We start from the raw sequence: 23,395 nt of genomic DNA, 5'->3' as shown, positions 1-23,395 counted from the left end.
ATGGAGAGCAGCAGCGTCGGCAGTGCCAGCACTGCCAGGCCCAGCCATTCCCGGGGGCTCGCCCGGTGCTGCGGTTCGCTCGTGGTGCCCAAGGTGGTTCCTCTCTGGATCGTGCGGAGTGGTCAGCGCGACAGGGTCGCACTGGGGTGGGACATTTCTTGATGTTCCGCCAGATGGGGGAAACAAAGCGGTAAAAGATGTTCCGCGATGGTGGCTGCGGTGTCCGGCGCGTACAGGTAGAAGTGGCCGCCGGTGAACATCCGGCGGGTGAAGGCCCCCGTCGTCTCCAGCGACCACAGGTGCAGCCGGTCGGCGACGACCACCGGGTCGTCCACCGCGCCCAGCGACAGGATCGGCACCGCCACCCCGGTCGGCGGTCGACGGTAGGTCTCCATGGCTTCGAGATCGGCCCGGATCGCGGCCAGCGCGGGCCGCACCAGGTCCCCCCGGTGCAGCAGTTCCGGGCCGATCCCGCCGATCTCCACCAGGTGTTCCAGCAGCTCGGCGTCGGTCCGGCGGTGCGCGAACGGCGGCTCGCTGGGAAAGCACGGCGGTTGGCGGGCCGACACCGTGAGCAGCCGGGGCGGCCGGCCGAGCCGCTCCATCGCCCGGGTCAGCTCGTAGCCCAGCACACTGCCGAAGCTGTGCCCGACGACCGCGTACGGCAGCGGTGGCAGCTCCGCGACGGCGCGGCTGAGGCCGTCGACGAGCGGGGCCACCCGGCGCAGCGGCCGCTCGCCGGCCCGCAGCCCCCGGCCGGGCAACTGGGCGACCAGCAGCTCGACCCCCGCCGGCAGCACCGGCCGCCAGGTGCGGAACGCCGACGGCCAGCCGCCGGCGTGCGGCAGCGCGATCAGTCGCGCCCACGGCCCGCCGCGGCCCGGGCCGGCGGGCCGGGACCCGCCGTCGACCGGGTGCCGCAGGCCCGCACCCACCCGCATCAACCAGCCGTTCATCGGCTCCGCCCTCCTCGTGCCAGCATCGGGTGGTGGGCTTCCAGGTGCTCGACCACGCGGCTCTGCTGCGGTCGCAGCCGTTGCCCGGGAAGGTGCTCCAGCGAGTGCAGGAAGGGATCGGGCGGCTCCGGCAGGCCGGCGATCGCCGACGCGATGGCCAGCACCAGCGTCGGCTGGTACCAGGCCGAATAGCCGCCCTCGTGGACGAAGACGATCCGCCCGCCGGTGAGTTCGTCGGCCAGGGCGCACATCCCCACGGTCAACGCGTGGAAGGTCCGGCTGGTGCACATCATCCGACCCATCGGGTCGTGACCGCTCGCGTCGACACCGGCCGCGACCAGGATCAGCTCCGGGCGAAAGGCCCGCGCCGCCGGGGTGACCAGCCGGGACAGCGCCGCCAGGTACGCCTCGTGCCCCGACCCGGCCGGCAACGGCACGTTGAGGGTACGACCCACGCCGGCGCCCGCACCCGTCTCGGTCACCAGCCCCGACGCGGGCGGGAACAGCCCCTCCTGGTGGATCGAGACGTAGAGCACGTCCGGGTCGTCGTAGAAGGTCCGCTGGATGCCGTTGCCGTGGTGCACGTCCCAGTCGAGCACCAGCACCCGGCGTACCCCGTGCCGCTGCGCCGCCCGGGCGGCGACCGCCACGTTGTTGTAGAGGCACAGCGCCATCGCCCGGTCCGGCTCGGCGTGGTGTCCGGGCGGCCGGACCAGGCAGTACGCCCGGTCGAAGCGCCCGTCGAGCACAGCGGTGGCCGCCTGCACGCAGGCCCCCACCGCCACCCGGGCGGCCTGGGCGCTGTGGTGGTTGACGTACGCGTACACCCCGGCGTCGCCCGCGCCCAGTGCGGAGGCCGCCTCGACCCGGTCGAGGTGTTCCGGCACGTGCACCAGCAGCAGTTCGTCGTCGGTGGCTGGCTCGGGGGTGACCCGGGTGTAGTGGTCCAGCACCCCGGCCAGCCGGACCAGCCCCTCGGCCCGGCGCAGGTCCGGGTCGACGGCGTGCTGGCGCAGGGGTTCGATGCCCGGACCGACCGGCAGGTAGCCCGACCCCGGTCCGGGGTCGTGCCAGAAGCAGATCTCGTGGCTGTACCAGGCGAGCTTCGACATGGCGACGTCCTCGGCGCTCGACGATCGGGCAGGGGGCGGGTGGCCGGGGCGCGCCACCGACGGGGCCGGGTCGGCGGCGCACCCCGGACCGGACGCCGCCGGTCAGGCGGCGACGGTGGCCGGTGCCCGGGTCACCCCGGACACCTCGGCGATGTACCGGTGGTAGTGCTCCCGCTCCTCGGCGGGGGTGAGCTTGGCCCGGAACGTGGCGTCCAGCCAGCCCAGCACCTGCTCGGCCTCGGCCCGGGTGAGCGCCCGGTCGCCGATTTCCTTCTCGAACTCCCGGATCCGGGCGGTCGGTGTCAGCACCCCCTCGGCGTAACCGGTCTCGTCGGTGTTGTGGTTGCGGGTGCAGGCGACGGCCTTCAGGACGGCACCGAAGAAGGCCCTGCTGTCGATGTCACTCACTGCGTTCTCCTCTCGACGGGGTTCCTCCGCCGACCGCCCGGTCGGGCGGCCGGCAACACGGGTGGGTCTCGGGTCGGAGCGCGCCGGCAGCTCTCAGGGAATGAGCCCGACCTGCCGGCCGGCCCGGGTGAAGACGGCGACGGCATGGTCGAGGTCGTCGGCGCAGTGGCTGAGGTTGACGATGGTGCGCAGCCGGGGCAGCGCCTTGGGCACCGTGGGATAGACGATGGGCTGGACGAAGATGCCGTCGACCTGGCAGAGCCGGGCCATCTCCTGGGCCTGCCCGGCGCTGGCACAGATGATCGGCACCACCGGGGTCTCGCTGGCCATGGTGTCGAACCCGAGTCCGCGCAGCGTCGCCCGGTACCTGTCGGTGAGCGCCCGCAGTTCCCCGGTGAGCTGCGGGGCCGCCTCCATCACCTCCACCGCGGCCCGCGCGGCGGCCACCTGCATGGGGGTGCCGGCGGCGGAGAACATCCAGCCCCGGGCGTTGTTCTTCAGGGCGAAGACCAGGTCGCTGGAGCCGGCCACGTAGCCGCCGGTGCTGGGCACCGTCTTGGACAGCGTGCCCATCTTGACCGCGACCCGGGCCGGATCGATGCCGAAGTGTTCGGTGATGCCCCGGCCGGTGGCGCCCAGCACGCCGAGGCTGTGCGCCTCGTCGACCATCAGCGGCGCGTCGTAGCGCTCGCACAGTGCCAGGATGCCGGGCAGGTCGGCGATGTCGCCGTCCATGCTGAACACCGCGTCGGTGACCACCAGCTTCCCGGCGTCGCCTGCCCGGCGCAGGGCGCGTTCCAGGTCGGTCAGGTCGTTGTGCGCGTAGGTGATCACGGTCGCGCCGGACAACCGGTAGCCGTCCAGGATGCTCGCGTGGTTGTACACGTCGCCGATCACCACGTCGCCCGGCCCGACCAGCGCGCCGATCGTCGCCACGTTGGCCATGTAGCCGCTGGTGTAGACGATGGCGTCCTCGGCCCCGAGGAACCGGGCGATGCCCAGCTCCAGCTCGCGGTGCAGGTGCAGGGTGCCGGCGAGCAACCGCACGCCGTGCGCGCCGGTGCCGTGCCGCTCCAGGGCCCGCTGCGCCTGGTGGTTGATGTAGTCGTGGCCGATCAGCCCGAGATAGCTGTACGACGCGAAGTTCAGGAACCACCGGCCGTCGAACTTGATCCAGGCGCCCTTGGACTCCTCGATGACGGGCTCGTAGAAGTAGTCGTCCTGGGCGATGACCACCCGGTCGTCCACCGACAGCGCGTCGATGCGCCGGTCGAGGAAGGAGCCGCCCGGGTGGTCGCCGAGCCGGCCGGGCAGGGTGCGGCGGGGCACCGACGCGCCGACCGGTACGGCGACGCCGGGCGGCCCGGCGGCCCGCTCCCGGCCGATCGGCGGGCCCACCGTCGGCCGGTGTCCGTTCGCCGCCGGGCCCACCGTCGGCCGGTATCCGTTCGCTGCCGGGCTTTCCGCCGCCGGGCCGACCTCCGGCCGGTGGTCAGGTCGGGGTGGGTGCCGGTCGGCGGCACCGTCGACGTCGCGGTAGCGGTCCCAGTCCGGCACGAAGCGCGGGGTCGCCGACGCGGCCACCGCGTCCGGCGAGGCACCGGCCGGCCGGGCAGGAGACCCGGCCGGTACGGCGGCGGACCCGGACCGCCCGGCGACCGGCGCGGCCGGTACGGCGACGGGTGGGGCCGGGGTGGGCGGGGCCGCCATGACGGCGGACGGGGGCGGCGGGGCGGCCGGGCCCGGCCCGGGTGCGTGGCGCGGCAGCCCTTCCAGGTGCCGCGCCAGCGCGCCCACGTCGGGGTGGTCGAACATGGCCACCGGATCGACGTCCAACCCCTCACCGGCCAGCGCGGCGGAGACCTCGACCGCCATCATCGAGTCCAGCCCCAGCTCCAGCAGGTTGTCGTCGGGCGACACCCGGTCGACGTGCAGGGTCCGCTTGAGGATCGCCGACAGCGCCGGCCACAGCCGGGTCTCGACGGGGGTCACAGGGGTCATCTGGTCGTCCTCCGGTTCGTCGACTGCGGACACGACGTAGTTCGCGGGAGTCAGTTCGAGGGTGTGCCGCAGCAGCGCGATGCCGGCGGCGGCGGTCAGTGCCGGAATGCCACGTGCCGCCGCGGCGTCGGCGATCCCCGCACCCATGCCGACGCGCCACAGGCCCCAGCCGAGGCTGTACCACGCCTCCCCGGCGCCCCGACGGCGTGCGGCGTAGCCGTCGAGGTAGGCGTTGGCGGTCGCGTACGAGCTCTGGCCGAGGTTGCCGTGGGTCGCCGAGATGGAGGAGAACAGGACGACGAACCCGGGTCGCGCGTCGACGGGGAACGCCTCGTCGAGCGCGTGCACCCCACCGATCTTCGGCTCGAAAACCTCGTCGATCCGTTCCGCCGACAGGCTGCGCGCCAACCCGTCGCGCAACACACCGGCGGCGTGGAAGACCCCGTCGAAGGGCTCCGCGCCCCGCAGCACGTCCGGCAGCGTACGGACGTCGGCGGCGACGACCCGCAGGTCGCAGGTGGCGGCGAGCCGGTCCAGCCGGTCCCGGGTCGGCCCCTCGGTGGGTACCGTGCGGCCGACCAGGGTGAGGTGGGCACCGCCCGCACCGGCCAGGAACTCCGCCACGTGCAGGCCGATACCGCCCAGGCCGCCGGTGACGAGGAACCGGCCACCGGCCACTCGCCGGGCCGACCGCCCGGGCACGTCCGGCACCTCCTGGTGGGCGGGGGCGTACCAGGACCCGTCCCGCCAGGCGAGTTCCGCCTCACCGTGCCGCACCTCGTCGAGGGTCGGCGGCTCGGTGCCGCCAGCCAGTCCGATGTCGACGAGACGGATCCGGGTCTGCGGGTGCTCGATCCGCAGGGTGCGGGCCAGGCCCCACAGCGCGGCCTGACCGGGCTCGATCGACTCGTCCCCGGTGACCTGCTGGGCGGCGTTGGTGACGATGGTGAGGGCCGGCATCGGGGGCTGCGCGGCGAGCCGCCGGACCAGGGTGAAGACGCCGTGCAGCAGCGCGACGGCCTCGGCCCGGTCCCGCACGGTGCGCGGTGCCACGTAGACCACCTCGACGGGCGGCGTCCCGACGCGCGTCTCGTCGAGGTGGGAGTCGTGCAGGTCGGCCGGGGTGAGCAGGACGGGCCCACCCTCGTACGACTCGACGCCGGCCTCCCCCGACACCACCCAGGTGCGGCCCGGTTCGGTCGCCGGCTCCGGGGTGGGAACGACCGGCCGCCAGGTCACGGCGGTGACCGACCCGGCGGTCACCGGGTCAGCGGGCACCGGGTCGGCGGGGGCCGGATCGGCGGGAAGCGTCCCGGCGGGTGCCGGGTCGGCGGGAAGCGGGGTGAGGTGGGGCGACGGGGGCCGGTGGCGGGAGGCCGCCGCCGGGTCGGTGGTGGGGCTGGCCGCCTTGAGGACGATCCGGTCCAGCTCCAACAGCACCTCGCCCTGCTGGTTGCAGACGGTGGCCCGCCCGCGCACCGCGCCGCCGGCCCCGCCCGCCGGGTCGGTCCGCTCGACCAGGGCCAGGACGGTGCCGGTCACCGGGCGGCGGGCGGTGACCCGCCCGACGTACCAGGGCAGACAGGCCCCGGCGGTGCCGTCGTCGAGCATCCCGAGGCACTGGAACACGCTGTCCAGCAGCGGTGGCGGGACGAAGTGCCGCTCGGTCAGCCCACCGGACGCGCGGAGCACGGCCAGCATCCGGTCGGGCCCCCGGTGTGCGGCGCGGATCGCCTGGAACGTCGGCCCGTACGCGATGCCGCTGCCCCGCCGCCACTCGGCGACGGCGGAGAGCGGCACCTCGTCGACGCAGCCGGCGCGTAGCCCCGCCACGTCCCGGTAGCTCGGCGGTGCCAACGCGCTGCGGGTGGCCCGGGCCCTGCTGTGCAGGACCGGACCGGACCCGTCCGGCTGCCACGAACCGAGCGTGCACTCCCCCGCCGGGCTGAGCACGGTCTCGATCTCGACCGATCCGCCGGGCGGGACCGACAGCGGCACGAGGAACGCCACCTGGTCGAGACGCCAACTGCCACCGTCGTGGGCCGCCGCGCAGGTGGTGAGCATCGCGTCGAGCTGCGCCGCCGCGGGCAGGACCGGCGTGCCGCCGATCCGGTGGTCGCGCAGCACCGGGTGGTCGGCGGCGAGCGGCGTACGGGGGGCGCTCACAGCCGGAGGTCGAATCTGTCGGTGGCCAGCACCTGGCCGTTGACCTGGATGTCGACGAGGTGCTCGCCGGCGTAGTAGCGCCGGGTGGAGACCTCCCGGACCGGGTGCGACTTCTCCACCGTCCGGCGTTCGCCGGGGGCGAGGTCCAGCGTGGTCAGCTTGAAGACCTTCGGGATGCGCTGGCCGTTCTTGCGGACGTGGTGCACCACGTAGTCCACGGTGACGGTGTGCCGGCGGCTGTCGGTGTTCTCGATGTCGAGGCGGATCATGGTCGAATCACCGAGCGCCAGGCTGCGCGGGTGGAGCCGCATCGAGGGCACCCGGAGGTGTTCGCCCCCGGTGACGCCCACGATCGCCAACGCCTCCTGGTTGCCCTTCTTGACCAGCGTGCGCAGCGCGTGCCGGACGATCCAGGTGGTCTCCGGGGTCGGGCTCTCCTGCGACCAACGCAACGCGGTGGCCAACGCGAGGTCGGGCGAATCCTTGGAGATGTCGTTGAGGTTGTTCGCCACCGACTTGCGCACGTATTCGGAGGAGTCGCTGCGCAGCGGTTCGAGGATCTCCAGTACGGGCTGCGGGTCCCGCACGAAGGCGGTGAGCGTACGCGCCCAGGGAAGCCGGGGACGCACCCCCTCGCTCGCCATTCGCCGGACGTTGTGGCTGGGGTCGCGGGCCCAGTCGGCCATCCGCTTCATCGTCAGCTCGTGGTGCTGCTCGATGAAGGGGCGGATGGCGTACTCGGCGGTGTGCCGCTTGGTGATCTCGACCAGTGCGTCGAGGGACACCTCCGGGTGGTCCAGGCCGTACTCCTCGACGAACCGGGCCACCGGCATGAGGTACCAGCTCACGTTGAACATCCCCTCGCCCTCGGCGAGTTCGTCACCGAGGATGGCCAGGAGGATCTGCACGCTCTCGGGGTAGTCCTCGGGGAGCCGGCTGCGCAGCCCCTCCGCCAGGACGAGGACGCGGTCCTTCAGCTCCTTTCCGGGAATGCGCCGCTCCACCTCGGCGGCGTATTCCTCGACGTCGAAGTCCGGACGGACCTCGCGGATCTTCCCACCGATGAGGCGGGCGGCGTCACCGTTGAAGTGACGCTTGAGTCCGTATTCCGTAGTCATGACATCCGGTCCTTGTCGACGTGGCTTTCCCGGGCGGGCGGATAAAGGTGGATCTTGTGTCTGGGTGGTTCCCGTCTCTCCGGAGCCGGCCGGGTGACTGTGGCATTCGCCGTTTCGTCGGCTCCACCGTGGACCCAGAATCTCTGCCGCTGGAAGGGGTAGGTGGGGATGGTGGTGGTCCGGTGTCCCTTCCCGTGGTGCACCCCGACCCAGTCGATCTCACCGTGACCCTGGTTGTAGAACGACGTGACCGCCGTGTGGAGCTGCGCCTGATCGTCGTGGTCCCGTCGCAGCGTCGACAACCAGGTCAGACCGGTGTCGGTAAGCGTCGACCGCGCCAGACCGGTCAACACCGGATGCGCGCCGATCTCCCAGAACACCCGACCACCAGCCGCACCCACCGCCTCGATCGCCTGGGCGAAACGCACCGGTTGGCGAATCCCCGCCCCCCACAACCGGCCGTCGGCCACTGATCGGGCGTCATGCCAGCCACCCGTCACCGTGGAGGCGAACCCGACCCGTGGCGGTGACACCACCGCCTGCCCGAACGCCTGGGCGAACGGGTCCACCGCACCCGCCATCGCCGCCGAATGGAACGCATGACTCACCGTCAACCGCTGCGTCCGCAACCCCGACCCCGACCCGAACGCCTCCACCATCTCGGCCGGGCCGGAGATCGTCACACTGCGCGGGGCGTTGAACGCCGCGATCTCCACCCCCGGAAACGACGACAACACCGCCTCCACCGATCCGGCGTCCGCGAACACCACCGCCATCGCCCCATCCGAGGGCTGCGCCTGCATCAACCCACCCCGCACCACCGCCAACCGCAACAACTCCCCCAACCCGAAAACCCCCGCCGCCCAACCCGCCGTCAACTCACCCACACTGTGACCCACCACCAACCCCGGCCGCACACCCCACGACTCCAACAACCGCACCAACCCCACCTGCACCGACACGATCCCCACCTGCGCGAACCGCGTCTGCACCAACTCACCACCCCGACCCCCCAACACCACCTCCCGCAACAGCACATCCGAACACGACCCCACCAGCTCAGCGCACTCATCAAACGCCTCACGAAACACCGGCTCAGTCGCGTACAACCCCGCACCCATCCCCGCATACTGCGAACCCTGACCCGAGAACAGGAACACCGACAACGGCGGCTGATTCGACAACCGACCCACCGGCCGATCCCCACCCACCACCGCGCTCAGAGCATTGGCCAACCCAGACCCGTCAACACCCTGCACCGCCACCCGGAACCGATGCGACGCACGACCCACATTCGCCGTGAACCCCACATCACCCAGGTCAGCAGAACCCACACCCGACAACACCCGCGCATACCCGTCCGCGAGCCGACGCACCCCGTCCTCACTGGCCGCGGACACCTTCACCACAAACGACCCCTGTGGCAGAGGCTCCCGAACCGCCAGGGCCGGTGCCTCCTCCACGATCACGTGCGCGTTCACCCCACCCATCCCGAACGCCGACACCGCCGCCCGACGCGGCACACCCTCGACCCGAGGCCACGACACCGGCCGATCCGCCACAAAAAACGGAGTGTCCTCAAACCGAATATGGTCATTCGGCCGCACCACATGCAACGTCGCCGGCACCACCCCGTGCTCCAACGACAACAACACCTTCACCAACCCCGCCAAACCCGCCGCCGGCTCCAAATGACCAATATTCGACTTCAACGAACCAATCGCACAGAACTGCGTCCGCGACGTAAACCCCCGCCACGCCCGCGTCAAACCCTCCACCTCGATCGGATCACCCAACGACGTCCCCGTCCCATGCGCCTCCACCATCCCGATCCCCTCCGGACCCACACCCGCATCCCGCAACGCCGCCACGATCACCTCCCGCTGTCCGGCGGGGCTCGGGGCGGAGTAGCGGGTGGTCCGGCCGCCGTGGTTCACCGCCACCCCCCTGATCAGGCCCCGGATCCGGTCGGCGTCCCGTTCGGCGTCCACCCGGCGGCGGAGCACGATCGCCACCGCCCCCTCGCCGGGCACGAACCCGTCGGCCTCGACGTCGAAGGCCCGGCAACGGAAGCTGGGCGAGAGCGCGCGCAGGTCCCGCATGGAGTCGAAGTACTCCGGGCTGATCGCGGCGTGCACGCCACCGATGACGGCGGTGTCGATGTCGCCGGCCCGCAGGTGCTGTACAGCGGTGTGCAACGCCACCAGCGACGACGAACAGAGCGTGTTCACCACGACGCTCGGGCCGTGCCAGTCCATCAGGTACGACAGCCGGTTCGGGATCATCGCCTCCAGGCCCAGCCCGCGCCCGTCGGCCACCCCGTGTCGGGACCGTTCCTCGTGGTAGTGGTCGTGGCTGTAGGCGATCCACAGGCCGATCCGGTTGTCCGGGCTCCCCTGCCCCGTCCGGCCGGCGTCCTCCAGGGCCTGCCAGATGGTCTCGTACACGATGCGGGCCTGGGGGTCGATCAGCGGTGCCTCCCGGGCGGAGATCCGGAACGGCACGGGGTCGAACTCGTCGACCCGTTCCAGGAAGGACGCCTGCGGTACCGGGCCCTCCAGCGGCTGCCACCGGCCCTCGGGCAGGGCACCGACGGTGTCGCGCCCGTCGGTGAGCAGCGTCCAGAACGCGTCGAGGTCGCCGGCGGTGGGCACCCGGATCGCGGCACCCACGACGGCGATGTCGCGCCCCGGGTCCGTCCCGTCGACCCCGGCAAGCTCCGCCGCGCCGGCAACCGTCGGCACGGTGACGGCCGAAACCGGGGCGGCCGACGGCAGCACGGCGGCGGTCGGCGACGTAACAGGCGGCGGCGTGACAGCGGGCGGCGTCACGGCGGGTGGCGGCGTGACAGCGGGCGGCGTGACGGACGGCGGCGTGACGGACGGCGGCGTGACGGACGGCGGCGTGGCCAACGCGGCCACGAACTCGGGTGCCTCGTCGACGAGGTGCTGGGCGAAGCTGCGGGGGGTCGGATACTCGAAGAAGACGGTCGGATACAACGACAGCCCGTTCTCCCGGGACAGTCGTTCACTGAGCCCGACCAGGCCGACGGAGTCGAAGCCGGCGGAGAGGAACTCGGCGTCGACGTGCTCGGCGTCCGTACCGGACAGGGCCAGGAACCAGGCGAGTGCCCGAGCGAACGGTGTCGTCCCGGGCACGCCGGCCGACCCGACGGCCTCGACCGGGGCGAGGGACGGGGACGGGGCGACCGACGGTTCGAGAGCGGGGGTACGGGCCGGCGCGGCGGACGACTCGGGGGCGGGGGCGGGTCGCCGCGTGGTGTCGGCCGGGGGCGGGTCACTGAACGCGAGGACGGGAACCCGCTTGGAGGAGATGTCGCCGAAGGTCAGCAGGGGCACGCCCGCGGCGTCGAGGACGACCTGGGTGACCCGGCACGCCTCCTCGTTCCAGAAGGAGATCTCGGTACGGACGTAGGCGGCGTCGGACAGCGGACCGTGCACGCTCACCCGGTCGACGGAGAGCGGGATGAACGCGGTGACGTGGTCGGTGCCGAACACCGGGTTGTCCGGGTCGATCGCCGCGATGGTGACGCTGTCCAGCAGACCCGGGAAGAGCTGGACGTCCGGGGGGTTCAGGGCACGTTGCCGGCCCCCCTCGATCCGGGCGAGGGTGCCGCCGCCGGGGAGGCTGGCGACCCAGGAGATGTTGCGGTAGTACCGGCCGTGCTGGTAGCCGATGCGGCGCAGCCAGCGGTACACGGTGGATCCGGCGTGCACCCGGGAGCAGGTGTCGAGCAGCGCCGCGAGCGGTGACGGCGCGGGCGTCGGATCGGGTTGCCGGGCGTACCGGCCGGTGACGAAGGGGGTGTCGTCGGCGTCGGCGACGGTGAACCGCCCCTCGGCGTCGACCCGACACAGCACCCGGTGCGCGCCGGTCGGGATGAGCGGGCGGTGGAAGAGCACGTCCCGCACCCCGTGGAACGGCTCGCCGCGCAGCTCGGCGCCCTGGCGCAGGAAGTCGAACCAGGCGACACCGGGGAGCATGATCCGGCGGTACACCGAGTGCTGGGCGATCGGCACCTCGCCCGGCCCGAAGACGCGGGAGAAGGCGTACCCGGCCGGGCCGGCGTCGTCGAGCGTCAGCGGGCCGCCGGGCTCGGCGGAGCGCAGCGGCTCCCGCAGGTCCAGCGCGGGGCCCCGGGCCTGACCGACCGGCAGGAGGCGCTTGCGCCAGGCGACCGGCCCCTGGAAGGTGGCCCAGTCGATGTCCACCCCGGCTTCGTAGAGTTCCGCCGTGACGGCGGCGAGCACCCCGGCGACCTCCCGCTCGTCGGTGGCGGCGGCGAGGCGCGCACCGAGGTCCACCTGGGCCTCGACGTCCGGGCCGGCGGGGGCCGGGGCATCGGTGGTCGCGGCTCCGGCGGCCAGCACCGTGCTGAGCGCCTGTTCCAGGGAGGTACGTCCGTGCACGAAGTCGGCGATCGACGCCCAGCCGGACGGCAGGTCGACCGCCTGTTCGGGTACCCCGGTGTCGCGCAGCGCCACGGCCAGGACGACCCCCGCGCAGATCCGCAGCAGCGGACCGGAGAACGTCGTCACCGGGCTACCGACCGCGCTCTCGAACCGGCCGACGATCTCCCGTACCGCCGGCACGTCGTGGTGGAGCGCGAGCAGCCAGCGCGGCGGCGCGGACCCGGCCACCGGGCGGACGGCCACCACGGGCGGTCGTCCGGTGGGCTCCCCGAGCGGGACGTCGGCGCGCAGCAGCCGGGCGCGCAGCGCGGCGACGAGGCGGTCGGCGTCCGGTCCGGCGACCGCGCAGCGTACGGCGCGGGCCGGGCGGCCGAGCCGGGCGGTGGCGAGCACGTCGGCGACCTCGCCGGCCACCGACGGGAGGAACTCCACCCACTGCGCGGCCAGTTCGCGCAGCACGTCCGGGCTGTCGGCGGAGAGGACCAGCACCTCGGCGTGCCGCCCGGCCCCGGCGGTGGTCGGCGCGGGCCCGGTCGCCGCCTCGGCCACCACGTGCGCGTTGGTGCCGCCGAAGCCGAAGCCGCTCACGCCGGCCCGGCGGATCGGGGCCGCCGGCCAGGGCCGGGGACGCGCCGGCAGGTGCAGGGGGCCGGTGTCCAACCGGAGTCGCGGGTTGACGGTGGACACCGGCACCCCGGGGACGACCTCGTCCCGCAGGCAGAGGACGATCTTGGCCAGGCCAGCCAGGCCGGATGCCGAGTGCAGGTGCCCGATCCGCCGCTTCAGCGAGCCGAGCGCGACGCCACCGGGGGCGACGCCGCGCCGGCCGAACACGTCGGTGAGGGCCCGTACCTCGATCGGGTCGCCGATGGCGGTGCCGGTGCCGTGGGTCTCGACGTACTGCACGGTGGTGGGGTCGATCCGGTCGTACACCCGGTCGAGCAATGCGATCTGGGCCTCCAGGTTGGGGGTGGTCACCCCCATGGTGCGGCCGTCGTTGTTGACGCCGGTGCCGGCGATCGCGCCGAGGATGAGGTCACCGTCGGCCACCGCCGTGGCCATCGGCTTGAGCACCAGGGCGACGGCCCCCTCGCCGGGGACGTACCCGTTGGCCTTCTCGTCGAAGGTCTGGCACAGCCCGTCCGGGGAGAGCGCGCCGGTGCGGGACAGCAGCACGAAGGTCAGCGGGTCGAGCAGTAGGTCCACGCCGCCGACCAGCGCGATCTCGCAACTGCCGGCGGCGAGGCTCTGGCAGGCCAACCAGACCGCCGTCAGCGAGGACGAGCAGGCGGTGTCGACCACCAGGCTGGGGCCGGTGAGGTCGAGGCGGTCGGAGAGCCAGGCCGCGACGAAGTTCTGCGACCGGCCCCACAGCGCCGCCGGGACCGGCCGTCCGGTGCCGGCCGGGCCGGTCGGGGCCAGCCCACGACCGTGGTCGAAGCCGTAGGAGTTCATCCGGGCGCCGACGAAGACACCCGCGTCGAGGCGGCGGCGGACGGACCGGTAGCCGGCGTCCTCCAGCGCCCGCGCGCCGACCTCCAGCATCACCCGCTGCTGCGGGTCGAGCAGGACGGCGTCACCGGCGGTCAGGCCGAACGCCTCGTGGTCGAAGGAGAACGGGTCCTGGAGGAAGGCGCCCCGGTGGTGGGTGCCCTGGTGGTCGCCGTCGCCGAGGTAGTGGTCGCGGGCCCACCGGCTGGGCGGGACCTCGTCGACCTCCACCGAGTCGTGGGTCAGCATCCAGCGCAGGTCCGCCACGTCCTCGGCACCGGGAAGCCGTACGGCCATGCCGATCACCGCGATTCGACTGTCCGTCATGCTCGCGTCGCTCCTTCCGTCAGGCTCGGTGGGCAGGTCAGTGGCGCGGCTGCTGGCCGTTGGCGAGCAGTGGCCGCAGCAGTGCGCTGAGGCTCGCCGTGGGCACCGGGTCGTCCGGACCGGGCGCGGACGACACCGCCACGGGTGCGCCGGATGCCGGATCGGGCCCGGGCGCCGGGTCGGGCGGTACGGCCGACGCGCCGGCCCGGTCGGTCAGCCCGGCCGCGAGGTCGGCCATGGTGCGGGACCGCATCACCAGCGAGGGGTCGACTGTCGTTCCGCTGAGCCGCTCGATGGCGCTGGTCAGGTCGGCGATGACAAGCGAGTCCAGCCCGAGGTCGGGCAGGGGGCAATCACCCGGGTCCTCACCGAGCACGTCGACGAAGGCGTCCCGCACCAGCCGGTACGCGTCCCCCGGATCACCGCCGGACTGCGGTCCGGCCGGCACGGCGTCGCCACCGGCGGGGTCGGTCGGGGCAGGGTCAGCCGGTGCCCGGTCAGCCGGGGCGGACGCCGGGCCCGCCGTCGGCGCGGGCCGGTGATCCGCCCCCGACGGCGGTGCGGACACGGTGGTCGGCTGCGGTACGGCGCTGCCGGGGAACACCACGGCACCCCCGGTGAGCAGGTACGCGTCGAAGCCGGCCACCGCCTGGTCGAGGGTGATCGAGTGCCCGGCGGAGAAGGACTCGTCCGCCGCCATACCGATGCCGGACCAGTTCGGCCAGGCGTGCGCGGTCACCGTCGGACCGTCGTCGCCGGCCTGCTCGGCCAGGGCCAGCTGGTACGCGTTGGCCAGGGCGTAGTCCACCAGGCCACGGCCGGCGTCGGGCAGGGCGCCGGCGATCGAGGAGACCAGGGCGACGTGGTCAGCGCCCTCGGTACGGGCGAGCCGGATCACGTTGCGGGAGCCGGCGACCTTCGGGGCGGTCACCCGGGCCGCCTCCGACCACTGCCGACGACGCAGCGACCCGAACTGGTTGACCCCGCCGGAGCAGTGCACGATCCCGCGCAGCCGGCCCCACCGGCGGGCGAAGGACGCGGCGACGGCGGTCAACGCGACCGGGTCCGCGACGTCGCACCGCTGGTAGTCCACTTCGGCAGCCGGGCGCAGCCCGCGCAGGAAGTCCTCGGCTGCCCCGTCGACAGGCGACCGGCCGACGATGCCGATGCGCCGGGCACCGCGCGTCACCAGGTGCGTCACCAGTCGCCGGCCGACCGCGCCGAGGCCGCCGGTAACCAGGTGGTACCCGTCCCCGGTCAGGTCGGCCGGGGGGCCCGGCGGGGCCGGCAGCGGAGTCGGCACGTACCGGACGCCACGGCGGTAGGCCACGACGGTGTCGTCGCCGGCGCGCAGCGCGGCGAACTCGGCGGCGACCTGCCGGGCCCGGATCTCGACCGGGTCGGCCGGGTCGAGGTCGAGCACGGCGACGGTGAACCGGTTCTCGGCGGCGGCGGCGCGGACCGCGAACGCCCGCGCGGCGGCCTCGGGGTCGAGCAGCGCACGGTCCGTCTCGTCGACGGCGGCCGACCGGTAGGCGACCCAGACCACTCTGCCCTGGGGCGGGACGGTGGCGGCGTACGAGCGGAGCTGTTCCCAGAACCCGCGCAGGTCCGGTGTGGTCCCGGCGGACCCGGGGGCGGTCTCGACCGCCACCAGGGCGCGGGGGGTCGCCCCGTCGGGGGCCAGGTCGGCGCCCTGGGCGGCGAGCGCGGCGGAGACCGCGCCGCCGATGGCCCGGTCCGCCACGACCACCCGCACGGTGACCCCGTACGCCGATGCGCCGGGCAGCGGGCCGGCGGGCCGCCACCGGGTGCACAGCGCCTCCGGTGCGGGCGTCGACGCCGGGTCGCCGGGACGGTGGCCGGCGGCGGGCCCGGGGTCCTCCGGGGTGTGCTCCGGGGGCAGGTGCACAGTGGTGACCGGGGCCGGCACGGTCACCGCCGGGGCGGGACGGGTGTGCCAGTAGCGGCCCCTGTCGAACGGGTAGGTGGGGAGCGCGACGCTCCGTGCGCCCGGTGCGGACAGGGCGGCCCAGTCGATGTCGGCCCGGCCCTGCCGGACCTGCTCCACCACCGCCGCGTGCCGCCGCGCCGGGTCGGCGGGGAGCGGGTCGGCGGGCCGGTGGCGGTCGACGCGGGCGACCGGGATTCGGCCGTCGGCGACCGCCCGGAGCTGCTCGGCGAGGGCCTGCCCGGTGGGGCCGCTCACCGCGGTCTGGTGGTCGAGCGGGGAGCGGCCCACGTTGGCGGTGTGGCAGAGGTCGGCGGTGGCCCGGTCGTCGGGGGAGGCCGCGAAGGCGTCGGCGTACGCGGCGGCGAGCCGACGCACCCCGTCCTCGGTGGCGGCGGACACCTTCACCACGAACGACCCCTGTGGCAGAGGCTCCCGAACCGCCAGGGCCGGTGCCTCCTCCACGATCACGTGCGCGTTCACCCCACCCATCCCGAACGCCGACACCGCCGCCCGACGCGGCACACCCTCGACCCGAGGCCACGACACCGGCCGATCCGCCACAAAAAACGGAGTGTCCTCAAACCGAATATGGTCATTCGGCCGCACCACATGCAACGTCGCCGGCACCACCCCGTGCTCCAACGACAACAACACCTTCACCAACCCCGCCAAACCCGCCGCCGGCTCCAAATGACCAATATTCGACTTCAACGAACCAATCGCACAGAACTGCGTCCGCGACGTAAACCCCCGCCACGCCCGCGTCAAACCCTCCACCTCGATCGGATCACCCAACGACGTCCCCGTCCCATGCGCCTCCACCATCCCGATCCCCTCCGGACCCACACCCGCATCCCGCAACGCCGCCACGATCACCTCCCGCTGCGCCGCACTGCTCGGCACCGTCAACCCACTCGTCCGACCACCGTGATTCACCGCAGAACCCCGAATCACCCCCCGCACCCGATCCCCATCCCGCACCGCATCCACCAACCGCTTCACCACCACCGTCACCACACCCTCACCCGGCACGAACCCATCCGCCCCCGCATCGAACGCCCGCGACGCACCCGACGGGGAGAGGGCCCGCAGGTTCCGCATCGCGGTGTAGTGCAGGGGGGACATCGCCAGCCGCACCCCGGCGACGATGGCCTGGTCGCACTCACCGCTGCGGATGCTGCGCACGGCGGTGTGCAACGCCACCAACGACGACGAACACAACGTGTCGATCGTCATGCTCGGCCCCGACAGATCCAGGAAGTAACTCACCCGGTTCGCCAGGAACGCGTTGTGGTTGCCGAGTCCGCTCGGGGCGTCCAACTCCGGGGCGAGGTTGTAGTCCTTGTAGTGCTGGTAACTGGCGCCGACGAAGACACCGGTCGAGGCGGGCGTGGACAGTGGGGCGGTCCCGGCGGACTCCAACGCCTCCCACGCGGTACGCAGCAGCCAGCGGACCTGTGGGTCGAGCACCTCGGCCTGCTTGGCGAAGAAGTCGAAGAACCGGGCGTCGAACTCGTCGATCGGGCCCAGGAAGCCGCCGATCGCGGCCCCGTCGCCGCCCCCCGCCCAGCGGAAGGCGGGCGCGGGGCCGGTGCCGCTGCCCCCGCGCGCCAGCAGGGACCAGAAGCCCTCCGGGTCGGTGGCGCCGGGCAGCGCGCAGGCGATCCCGATGACGGCCAGGTCGCCCCGGTCCCCGCCGTCCGGCCCGGCCGGAGGCTGTACCCGTACGGCGGGGGGGACCGGAACCGGCTGCCCGGTGCTGACGCGGGCGTCGGCCACGGCGGGCCCGGGAAGGTCGGCCTCGGCCGCCGGGGCGGCCCCGGTGCCGGCCACGGCCGGGGCGCTGGTCACGGGTGGGGCCTGCGCGGACAGGGCGGACGTCACCACGGCGGCCAACGCCCGGCAGTCCCGCGCCTGCAACACTTCCACCGGGCTCAGCGTCGCCCCGAGTCGTTCCTGGAGTTCGGCCGCGACCATGGTGGCGAGCATCGAGTCGATGCCGGTCGCGGCGAGCGAACCGGTCGCGGCGACGTCCGGGTCCCGCAGCACCGTGCGGACCACCTCGACGACGATCTCCTCGACCGCGACAGCGGTGGCCGGCTCCCGCCCGGCCGTGGACGTCGGGCCCACCACAGGGGAGGTGTCCGCTGCCGGCTGGTCCGCGACGGGGGTGTCGGTCGGTGCGGCGACCGGCCGGTAGACCACGTCGGTGAGGGAGACCAGGACCCGGCCGGCGCTGTCCAGCAGCGCGGCGTCGGCCCGCCGGCTGCCGTCGACGTCCTGCCCGGTGAGCCGCAGCCGCACGTGCCGGGTGTCGGCCGGGTCCGCCCAGCGCACCGCCCGTCCGATCGACACCGGCAGGTAGGTCAGCGCGGAGGCGGCCGGATCGGCAAGGGTCAACACCGCCATGCTCTGCAGCGCCGCGTCGAGCGCGGCCACCGCGCGCACCGCCGGGTCCGCGTCGGCGTGGTCGACCCGGACGAGCACCCCGGTCGTGCCGTACGCGATGTGGCCGACGACCCGCAGTGCCGCGCCGTAGTCGACCCGCTTCGCGGCGAACCACGCGTACAGACCGGCCGGGTCGAGCGTGCGGGGGTGTGCGGCGTACTCCCCGTCCGCCGGCAGCAGCGCGGGGGGTGGACCCTCCGATCGGACCGCGCCCACCGTGAGACGGCCGATGACCTGGCCGCCGTAGCGGAACGTCACGGTGCTGCCGACGGTCGCGTCGGACCGGTCGTCGGTGAGCTGGTGCCGCCCGGTGCCACGGGCGGTGAAGGCGAGCCGCTCCAGGACGGCGGCGGTGGCGAACCCCCGGGCGACGAGGAGGGCCGCCGGCACGGTCTGCCGGCCGAAGACCCGGTGGGCGTCCAGCAACCGGTCGAGCCCGGGTTCCCGGTGACCGTCCGCCGGGTCGGCGGCGACCGCCGGGAGCGGCGTCGACGGACCGGGGGCCGGCCGGGTGGACACCCGGCCGGCGTGGTCCCGGAACGGGTAGGGCGGCAGGGTGAGCCGGCGCAGCCCGGCACCGTCGTACAGGGGTCGCCAGTCGACGTCGCGGCCGGCGACGTACCAGCCGGCCAGCGCGGTGAGCAACCCGCCGTCGGGGGTACGCAGCTCGGCGACGATCCGCTCGGCGGGCCACGGCAGGTGGCGCGCCAACCGCTCGGCGAGATCCCGCCCCACCGGCACCGGCTCACCGACGAGCACCGTGTCCCCGACGAGCACCGTGTCCCCGCGCAGCACCGCGCCCGGCAGCTCAGGCCCGAGGCGCAGCGCCCGGCGCAGGCCCGCACCGAGGGCCGCCCCGGTCGCCCCGAGCACGGCGACCCGGTACGGCAGGTGGACCCGCCCCACCGAGGCCGAGAAGCAGAGCGCCGCGACGTCGACCGCGACGTCCTCCTCGATCATCCGCCGGACGTCCGCGACCCGCCGGGCCAGCAGCTCGGGGGTGTGCGCCGACAGCACCAGCAGGTGCTCGCGCGCCGGCCCGTCGGCAGGGCGGGCGGCCGGGGTGGGCAGGTACTCCTCGACGACGACGTGGGCGTTCGTTCCGCCCATGCCGAAGGCGCTGATGCCGGCCCGGCGCGGCCCGGTGGCCCGCCACGGCTGCGGTGCGGTCGGGATGGCCAGCCGGCCCGGGGGCAGGGCGATGTGCGCGCCGAGCGTCGCGAACCCGGCCAACGGTGGGATCTCACCGTGTTCCAGGCAGAGCAGCACCTTGGCCAGGCCGGCCAGGCCGCTCGCCGGTTCCAGGTGACCGATGTTGGCCTTGACCGAGCCGAGCTGGCACGGTTCGGGCCGGTCGCCGTCGAAGACCTCGGCCAGGGCGGCGATCTCGATCGGGTCGCCGAGCCGGGTCGCCGTGCCGTGCGTCTCGACCAGGGAGATGTCGGCCGGGGTGAGCGCGGCGTCGGCCAGCGCGGCCCGGATCACCGCGACCTGCGACTCACTGCGGGGCACCGGCAGGGCGCTGCCCCGGCCACCGTGGTTGACCGCCGCGCCCCGGATCACCGCGTGGATGCGGTCGCCGTCGCGTTCGGCGTCGTCGAGTCGCTTGAGCATGACTGCCACCGCACCCTCGCCGGGCACGAACCCGTCGGCCCGGTCGTCGAACGGCCGGGGCCGGGTCGGTGACAACGCGCCGAGCTGGCTGAGGCTGCGGTAGTACCAGGGCGTCAGCCCGACGTGGCAGGCGGCGACGATGGCCGCGCCGCACTGCCCGGTACGCAGGCTCACCACCGCCTGTTGCAGGGCGACCAGGGACGACGAGCAGAGCGTGTCGACGGTCTGCGAGGGGCCGGTCAGGTCGAGCGCGTAGGAGATACGGTTGGCCAGGACGGCGTTCATCGAACCCAGGGCGGTGTGCGGGCCGACGGCCGCCAACCCCTGCGCGTCGCGGTGATGGGTATAGGTGGCCCCCACGAACACGCCGATGTCCCGCCGGCCGGCGAGCCCGCTGTCGTCCACCACCGACCAGGCGTGCTCCAGCAGCAGCTTCTGCTGCGGATCCATCTCCTCGGCCTCCCGGACGGCGATGCCGAAGAACTTCGGGTCGAAGCGGTCGATCCCGGCGACGAACGCGCCGGTCCGGCAGTAGGTGCCCGTCATGTCGGGGCTGCGCTGCTGGTAGTGGTCGTCGATGGGCCAGCGGTCGGCCGGAATCTCGGTGAACGCGTCCGTGCCGGCGCGCAGCATCGGCCACAGGTCGGCCAGGTCGCGTCCCCCGGGCAGGTCACCGGAGACGGCCACCACGGCGACGTCACCGGCCCGCCGTGCCGCCGGCCCGGTGACGGGAGCCGGGTCCGGCACGACAGCCACCGGCGGGGGCGCAGCGGCGGCCGGTGCCGGCTGCGGGGCGGGTGGCCGGGCCCCGTACCGGGTGGCGAGCGCCCCGGCCAGCTCGGCGAAGTCGCCGTACTCGAGGAAGAGGGTGGCCGGGAGGGCTACCGCCCACCGCCGGGACAACTCCTCGGCCAGCTCGACGCTCAGGATCGAGTTGATGCCGTAGTCGGTCAGCGGGGCGGTCCGGTCGAGATCGTCGAGGCCCAGCCGCTCCGCGAGGAAGTCGGCGAGCCCGTCCTCGGTGCGTCCGGCGTCGATGTCGTCGGACCCACGCGGGGACGCACCGGGCCCAGCGGCGGCCGGGGCCGGGTGCGCGGCGGCCGGGGCCGGATGGGCGGCGGCCGGGGCCGGATGGGCGGCGGCCGGCGGCGTGGGTGTCGGGTGGGCGGGGGCCACGCCGGCGCCGGGCGTCTCCCCGGTGCCGACGGGCCCGACGCCCGGCGCGACGTCGGGATGGGCGATGACGACCTGCCGGACGTCGTCACGCAGGACGGTCATCAGCGCGTCGAGCGCCTCGACCGTGCCGAGCGGCCGGACGCCGCGCCGCCGAAGCTGCTCGGCAACCGCGGTGCCCATGCCCACCTCGCCCCACAGCCCCCAGTCCACGCTGGTCCACGGGTTGCCCTGGGCGTGCGCGAACGCGTCGAGGTAGGCGTTGGCGGCGGCGTACCCGCCCTGGCCGAGGTTGCCGAAGGTGCCGGAGACCGAGGCGAACAGCACGGCGAAGTCCAGCGCGGTGCCGGCTACGGCGGCGGCCAGTTCGTGCGCCCCGTCGACCTTCGGGCGCAGCACCTCGGCCACGTCCCCGGCGGTGGTGCCGCGCAGCAGCCCGTCCTTCAGCGCACCGGCGGCGTGCACCACCCCGTGCAGGTCACCGAAGCGGCGGCCGATCTCCCGTACCACCTCGGCCAGCGCGCCGGGTGCGCCGACGTCGGCGGCGAACGAGACCACCCGGCAGCCGTACGACTCGATGCCGGCCAGGACGGCGGGGTCGATGCCGGTGCCGCCGGAGCGGCTGACCAGCGCGACCAGGCCGGCGCCGTCGGCGGCGAAGCGGCGGGCCACCGCCAGGCCCAGCCCACCGTGGCCGCCGAGAATCAGGTAACGGCCGGCCGGCCGGACCGATGGCCGACCACCGTCGGCCGCGGCCAGGGGCACCCGGACCGGCGCGTGCCGTACTCCGGCACGGTAGCCGGTCTCCACCGGTCCCCCGTCGCCCAGTTCGGCCGGCAGGGCGACGGCCGAGGCGGGATCGAGGTCGACGAGACGGGGCCGCAGCCCCGGGTACTCGATGGCGGCGGTGCGGACGAGCCCCCACAGCGCGGCCCGGGCCGGCTCCGGGATGTCGCCACCGGCCACCGGTTGACCGAGCTCCGTGCCGACCAGGAAGTGCCCGGAGCGCTGCCGCTGGCCGAGGGTCTTCAGGGCGGCGAGGCAGGAGTAGAGGCCGAGACGCAGTTCGGTGGGTTCCGGTCGGGCCGGGCCGGTGTTCCACAGGTGCACCACGCCGGCGACCGGCTCCGCCAGCTCCGCCCAGAGCCGCTGGAACGCCGGCTCGTCGGGCTCCGGGATCACCCGCTGGTCGGCCCCGAGGCCCGACGCCGGTGGCTCGGGCAGCACCTCGACGACCCGGGCCCCGTCGGCGCGCAGTGCCCGCACGGTGGCCGCACCCGGACCGTCCCGCTCGCCGTGGTGCAGGACCACCCAGGTGCCGGCCGCCGGCCCCCCGGGGGCGGGGGCGGCGGCGGGGGCCCAGTCGATCCGGGTGAGCAGCCGCCCGGTCGCCGGTGCGGGACGCGCGGCCGGCGACCGGCGCATCCGTACCCCGGTGAGTGCGGCGACGACCCGGCCGGTGTCGTCGACCAGGATGGCGTCCGCGACGGACCAGGCGTCCTGCACGGCGGTACGTCGTACCCGGACGGTCACTCCGGCGCTGAGCGGGGACAGCTCGGCGTGCAGGGCGAGGCGGGCCACCCCGATCGGCAGCATCGGCCCCGGTGGGTCGCCCCCGGTGAGGTCCTGGAGGGCGCAGCTGACCACCTGGAAGACGCCGTCGATCAGCAGCGGATGGGAGTACCACGGCAGCGGCTGGGCCACCGTCTCCAGGGTCGCCTCGGCGGTGCCCGCGCCGACGGCGAGCCGGCGTACGGTGCGGAAGTCAGGCCCGTAGACCAGGCCGGCGGCCGACCAGCCGGCGTAGACGCGCTCCGGCGGGACCGGCACCGGGCAGCTCACCGCCCAGGCGGCCGGCGGCCGGGTGCCCGACGGGATCGGCCCGCCCGACCCGGTGGACACCGTCCTGCGGCCCTCGGGGGTCACCGCGCCCAACTCGAACCGGGTCCGCTCCCCCAGGGTCACGTCGAGGCGGCCGGTGACCTGCTCGCCGTCGGCGACCGTGAACGGCCGGACGAAGGCGACGTCGACGAGTTCGAGCGGGCGGAACGCCCCGCGCTGGGCGACCCCCAGCAGGGCCATCTCCAGTTGCACGGCGGCGGGCAGGATGCCGAGACCGCCGGAGCGGTGCTGGGCGATGAACGGCTCGTGTGCGGCGAAGGTCTTCTCGTAGGTCTCGACCCGGTACGTCACG

At 74.2% G+C, this 23,395-nt stretch carries 7 protein-coding genes; all 7 read right to left on the bottom strand.

The features are described from left to right. Nucleotides 1-122: 122 nt before the first annotated feature. Nucleotides 123-956 (bottom strand): thioesterase II family protein, encoded by an 834-nt coding sequence (locus tag OHQ87_RS07015; protein ID WP_328346059.1) that lies wholly within the window; start codon nucleotides 954-956, stop codon nucleotides 123-125. Beyond that, the gene (locus OHQ87_RS07010) at nucleotides 953-2,068 is read right to left on the bottom strand and encodes a class II histone deacetylase (protein WP_328346058.1); all 1,116 of its coding nucleotides are present in this window, start codon (nucleotides 2,066-2,068) and stop codon (nucleotides 953-955) included. The genes OHQ87_RS07015 and OHQ87_RS07010 overlap by 4 nt, the downstream gene beginning before the upstream one ends. A gap of 102 nt (nucleotides 2,069-2,170) precedes the next feature. Further along, nucleotides 2,171-2,476: a hypothetical protein gene (locus OHQ87_RS07005; RefSeq protein ID WP_328346056.1), complete on the bottom strand. Its 306-nt coding sequence runs from the start codon at nucleotides 2,474-2,476 to the stop codon at nucleotides 2,171-2,173. A gap of 93 nt (nucleotides 2,477-2,569) precedes the next feature. After that, nucleotides 2,570-6,643: an aminotransferase class I/II-fold pyridoxal phosphate-dependent enzyme gene (locus tag OHQ87_RS07000; protein ID WP_328346054.1), complete on the bottom strand. Its 4,074-nt coding sequence runs from the start codon at nucleotides 6,641-6,643 to the stop codon at nucleotides 2,570-2,572. Then, nucleotides 6,640-7,761 carry a DNA alkylation repair protein gene (locus tag OHQ87_RS06995; protein ID WP_328346052.1) on the bottom strand — a complete coding sequence of 374 codons (1,122 nt, stop codon included), beginning with the start codon at nucleotides 7,759-7,761 and terminating at the stop codon, nucleotides 6,640-6,642. Before OHQ87_RS06995 ends, OHQ87_RS07000 begins: the two co-directional genes overlap by 4 nt. After that, the gene (locus OHQ87_RS06990; protein ID WP_328346050.1) at nucleotides 7,758-14,012 is read right to left on the bottom strand and encodes a polyketide synthase; all 6,255 of its coding nucleotides are present in this window, start codon (nucleotides 14,010-14,012) and stop codon (nucleotides 7,758-7,760) included. The genes OHQ87_RS06995 and OHQ87_RS06990 overlap by 4 nt, the downstream gene beginning before the upstream one ends. A gap of 37 nt (nucleotides 14,013-14,049) precedes the next feature. Then, entirely contained in the window at nucleotides 14,050-23,394 is a 9,345-nt protein-coding gene (locus OHQ87_RS06985; RefSeq protein ID WP_328346048.1) for an SDR family NAD(P)-dependent oxidoreductase, read from the bottom strand. Between the last annotated feature and the right edge of the window lies 1 nt (nucleotide 23,395).

Source organism: Micromonospora sp. NBC_00421 (genome assembly GCF_036017915.1).
Lineage (GTDB): Bacteria > Actinomycetota > Actinomycetes > Mycobacteriales > Micromonosporaceae > Micromonospora.
Note: the sequence above shows the minus strand (reverse complement) of the source record. Positions and strands in the feature narration are given on the sequence as shown.

Bases quoted from the DNA above. Each gene is read 5' to 3' on its own strand.
- OHQ87_RS06990 (WP_328346050.1), bottom strand. From the start codon at position 14,012: ATGACGGACAGTCGAATCGCGGTGATCGGCATGGCCGTACGGCTTCCC.
- OHQ87_RS06995 (WP_328346052.1), bottom strand. From the start codon at position 7,761: ATGACTACGGAATACGGACTCAAGCGTCACTTCAACGGTGACGCCGCC.
- OHQ87_RS07015 (WP_328346059.1), bottom strand. From the start codon at position 956: ATGAACGGCTGGTTGATGCGGGTGGGTGCGGGCCTGCGGCACCCGGTC.
- OHQ87_RS07010 (WP_328346058.1), bottom strand. From the start codon at position 2,068: ATGTCGAAGCTCGCCTGGTACAGCCACGAGATCTGCTTCTGGCACGAC.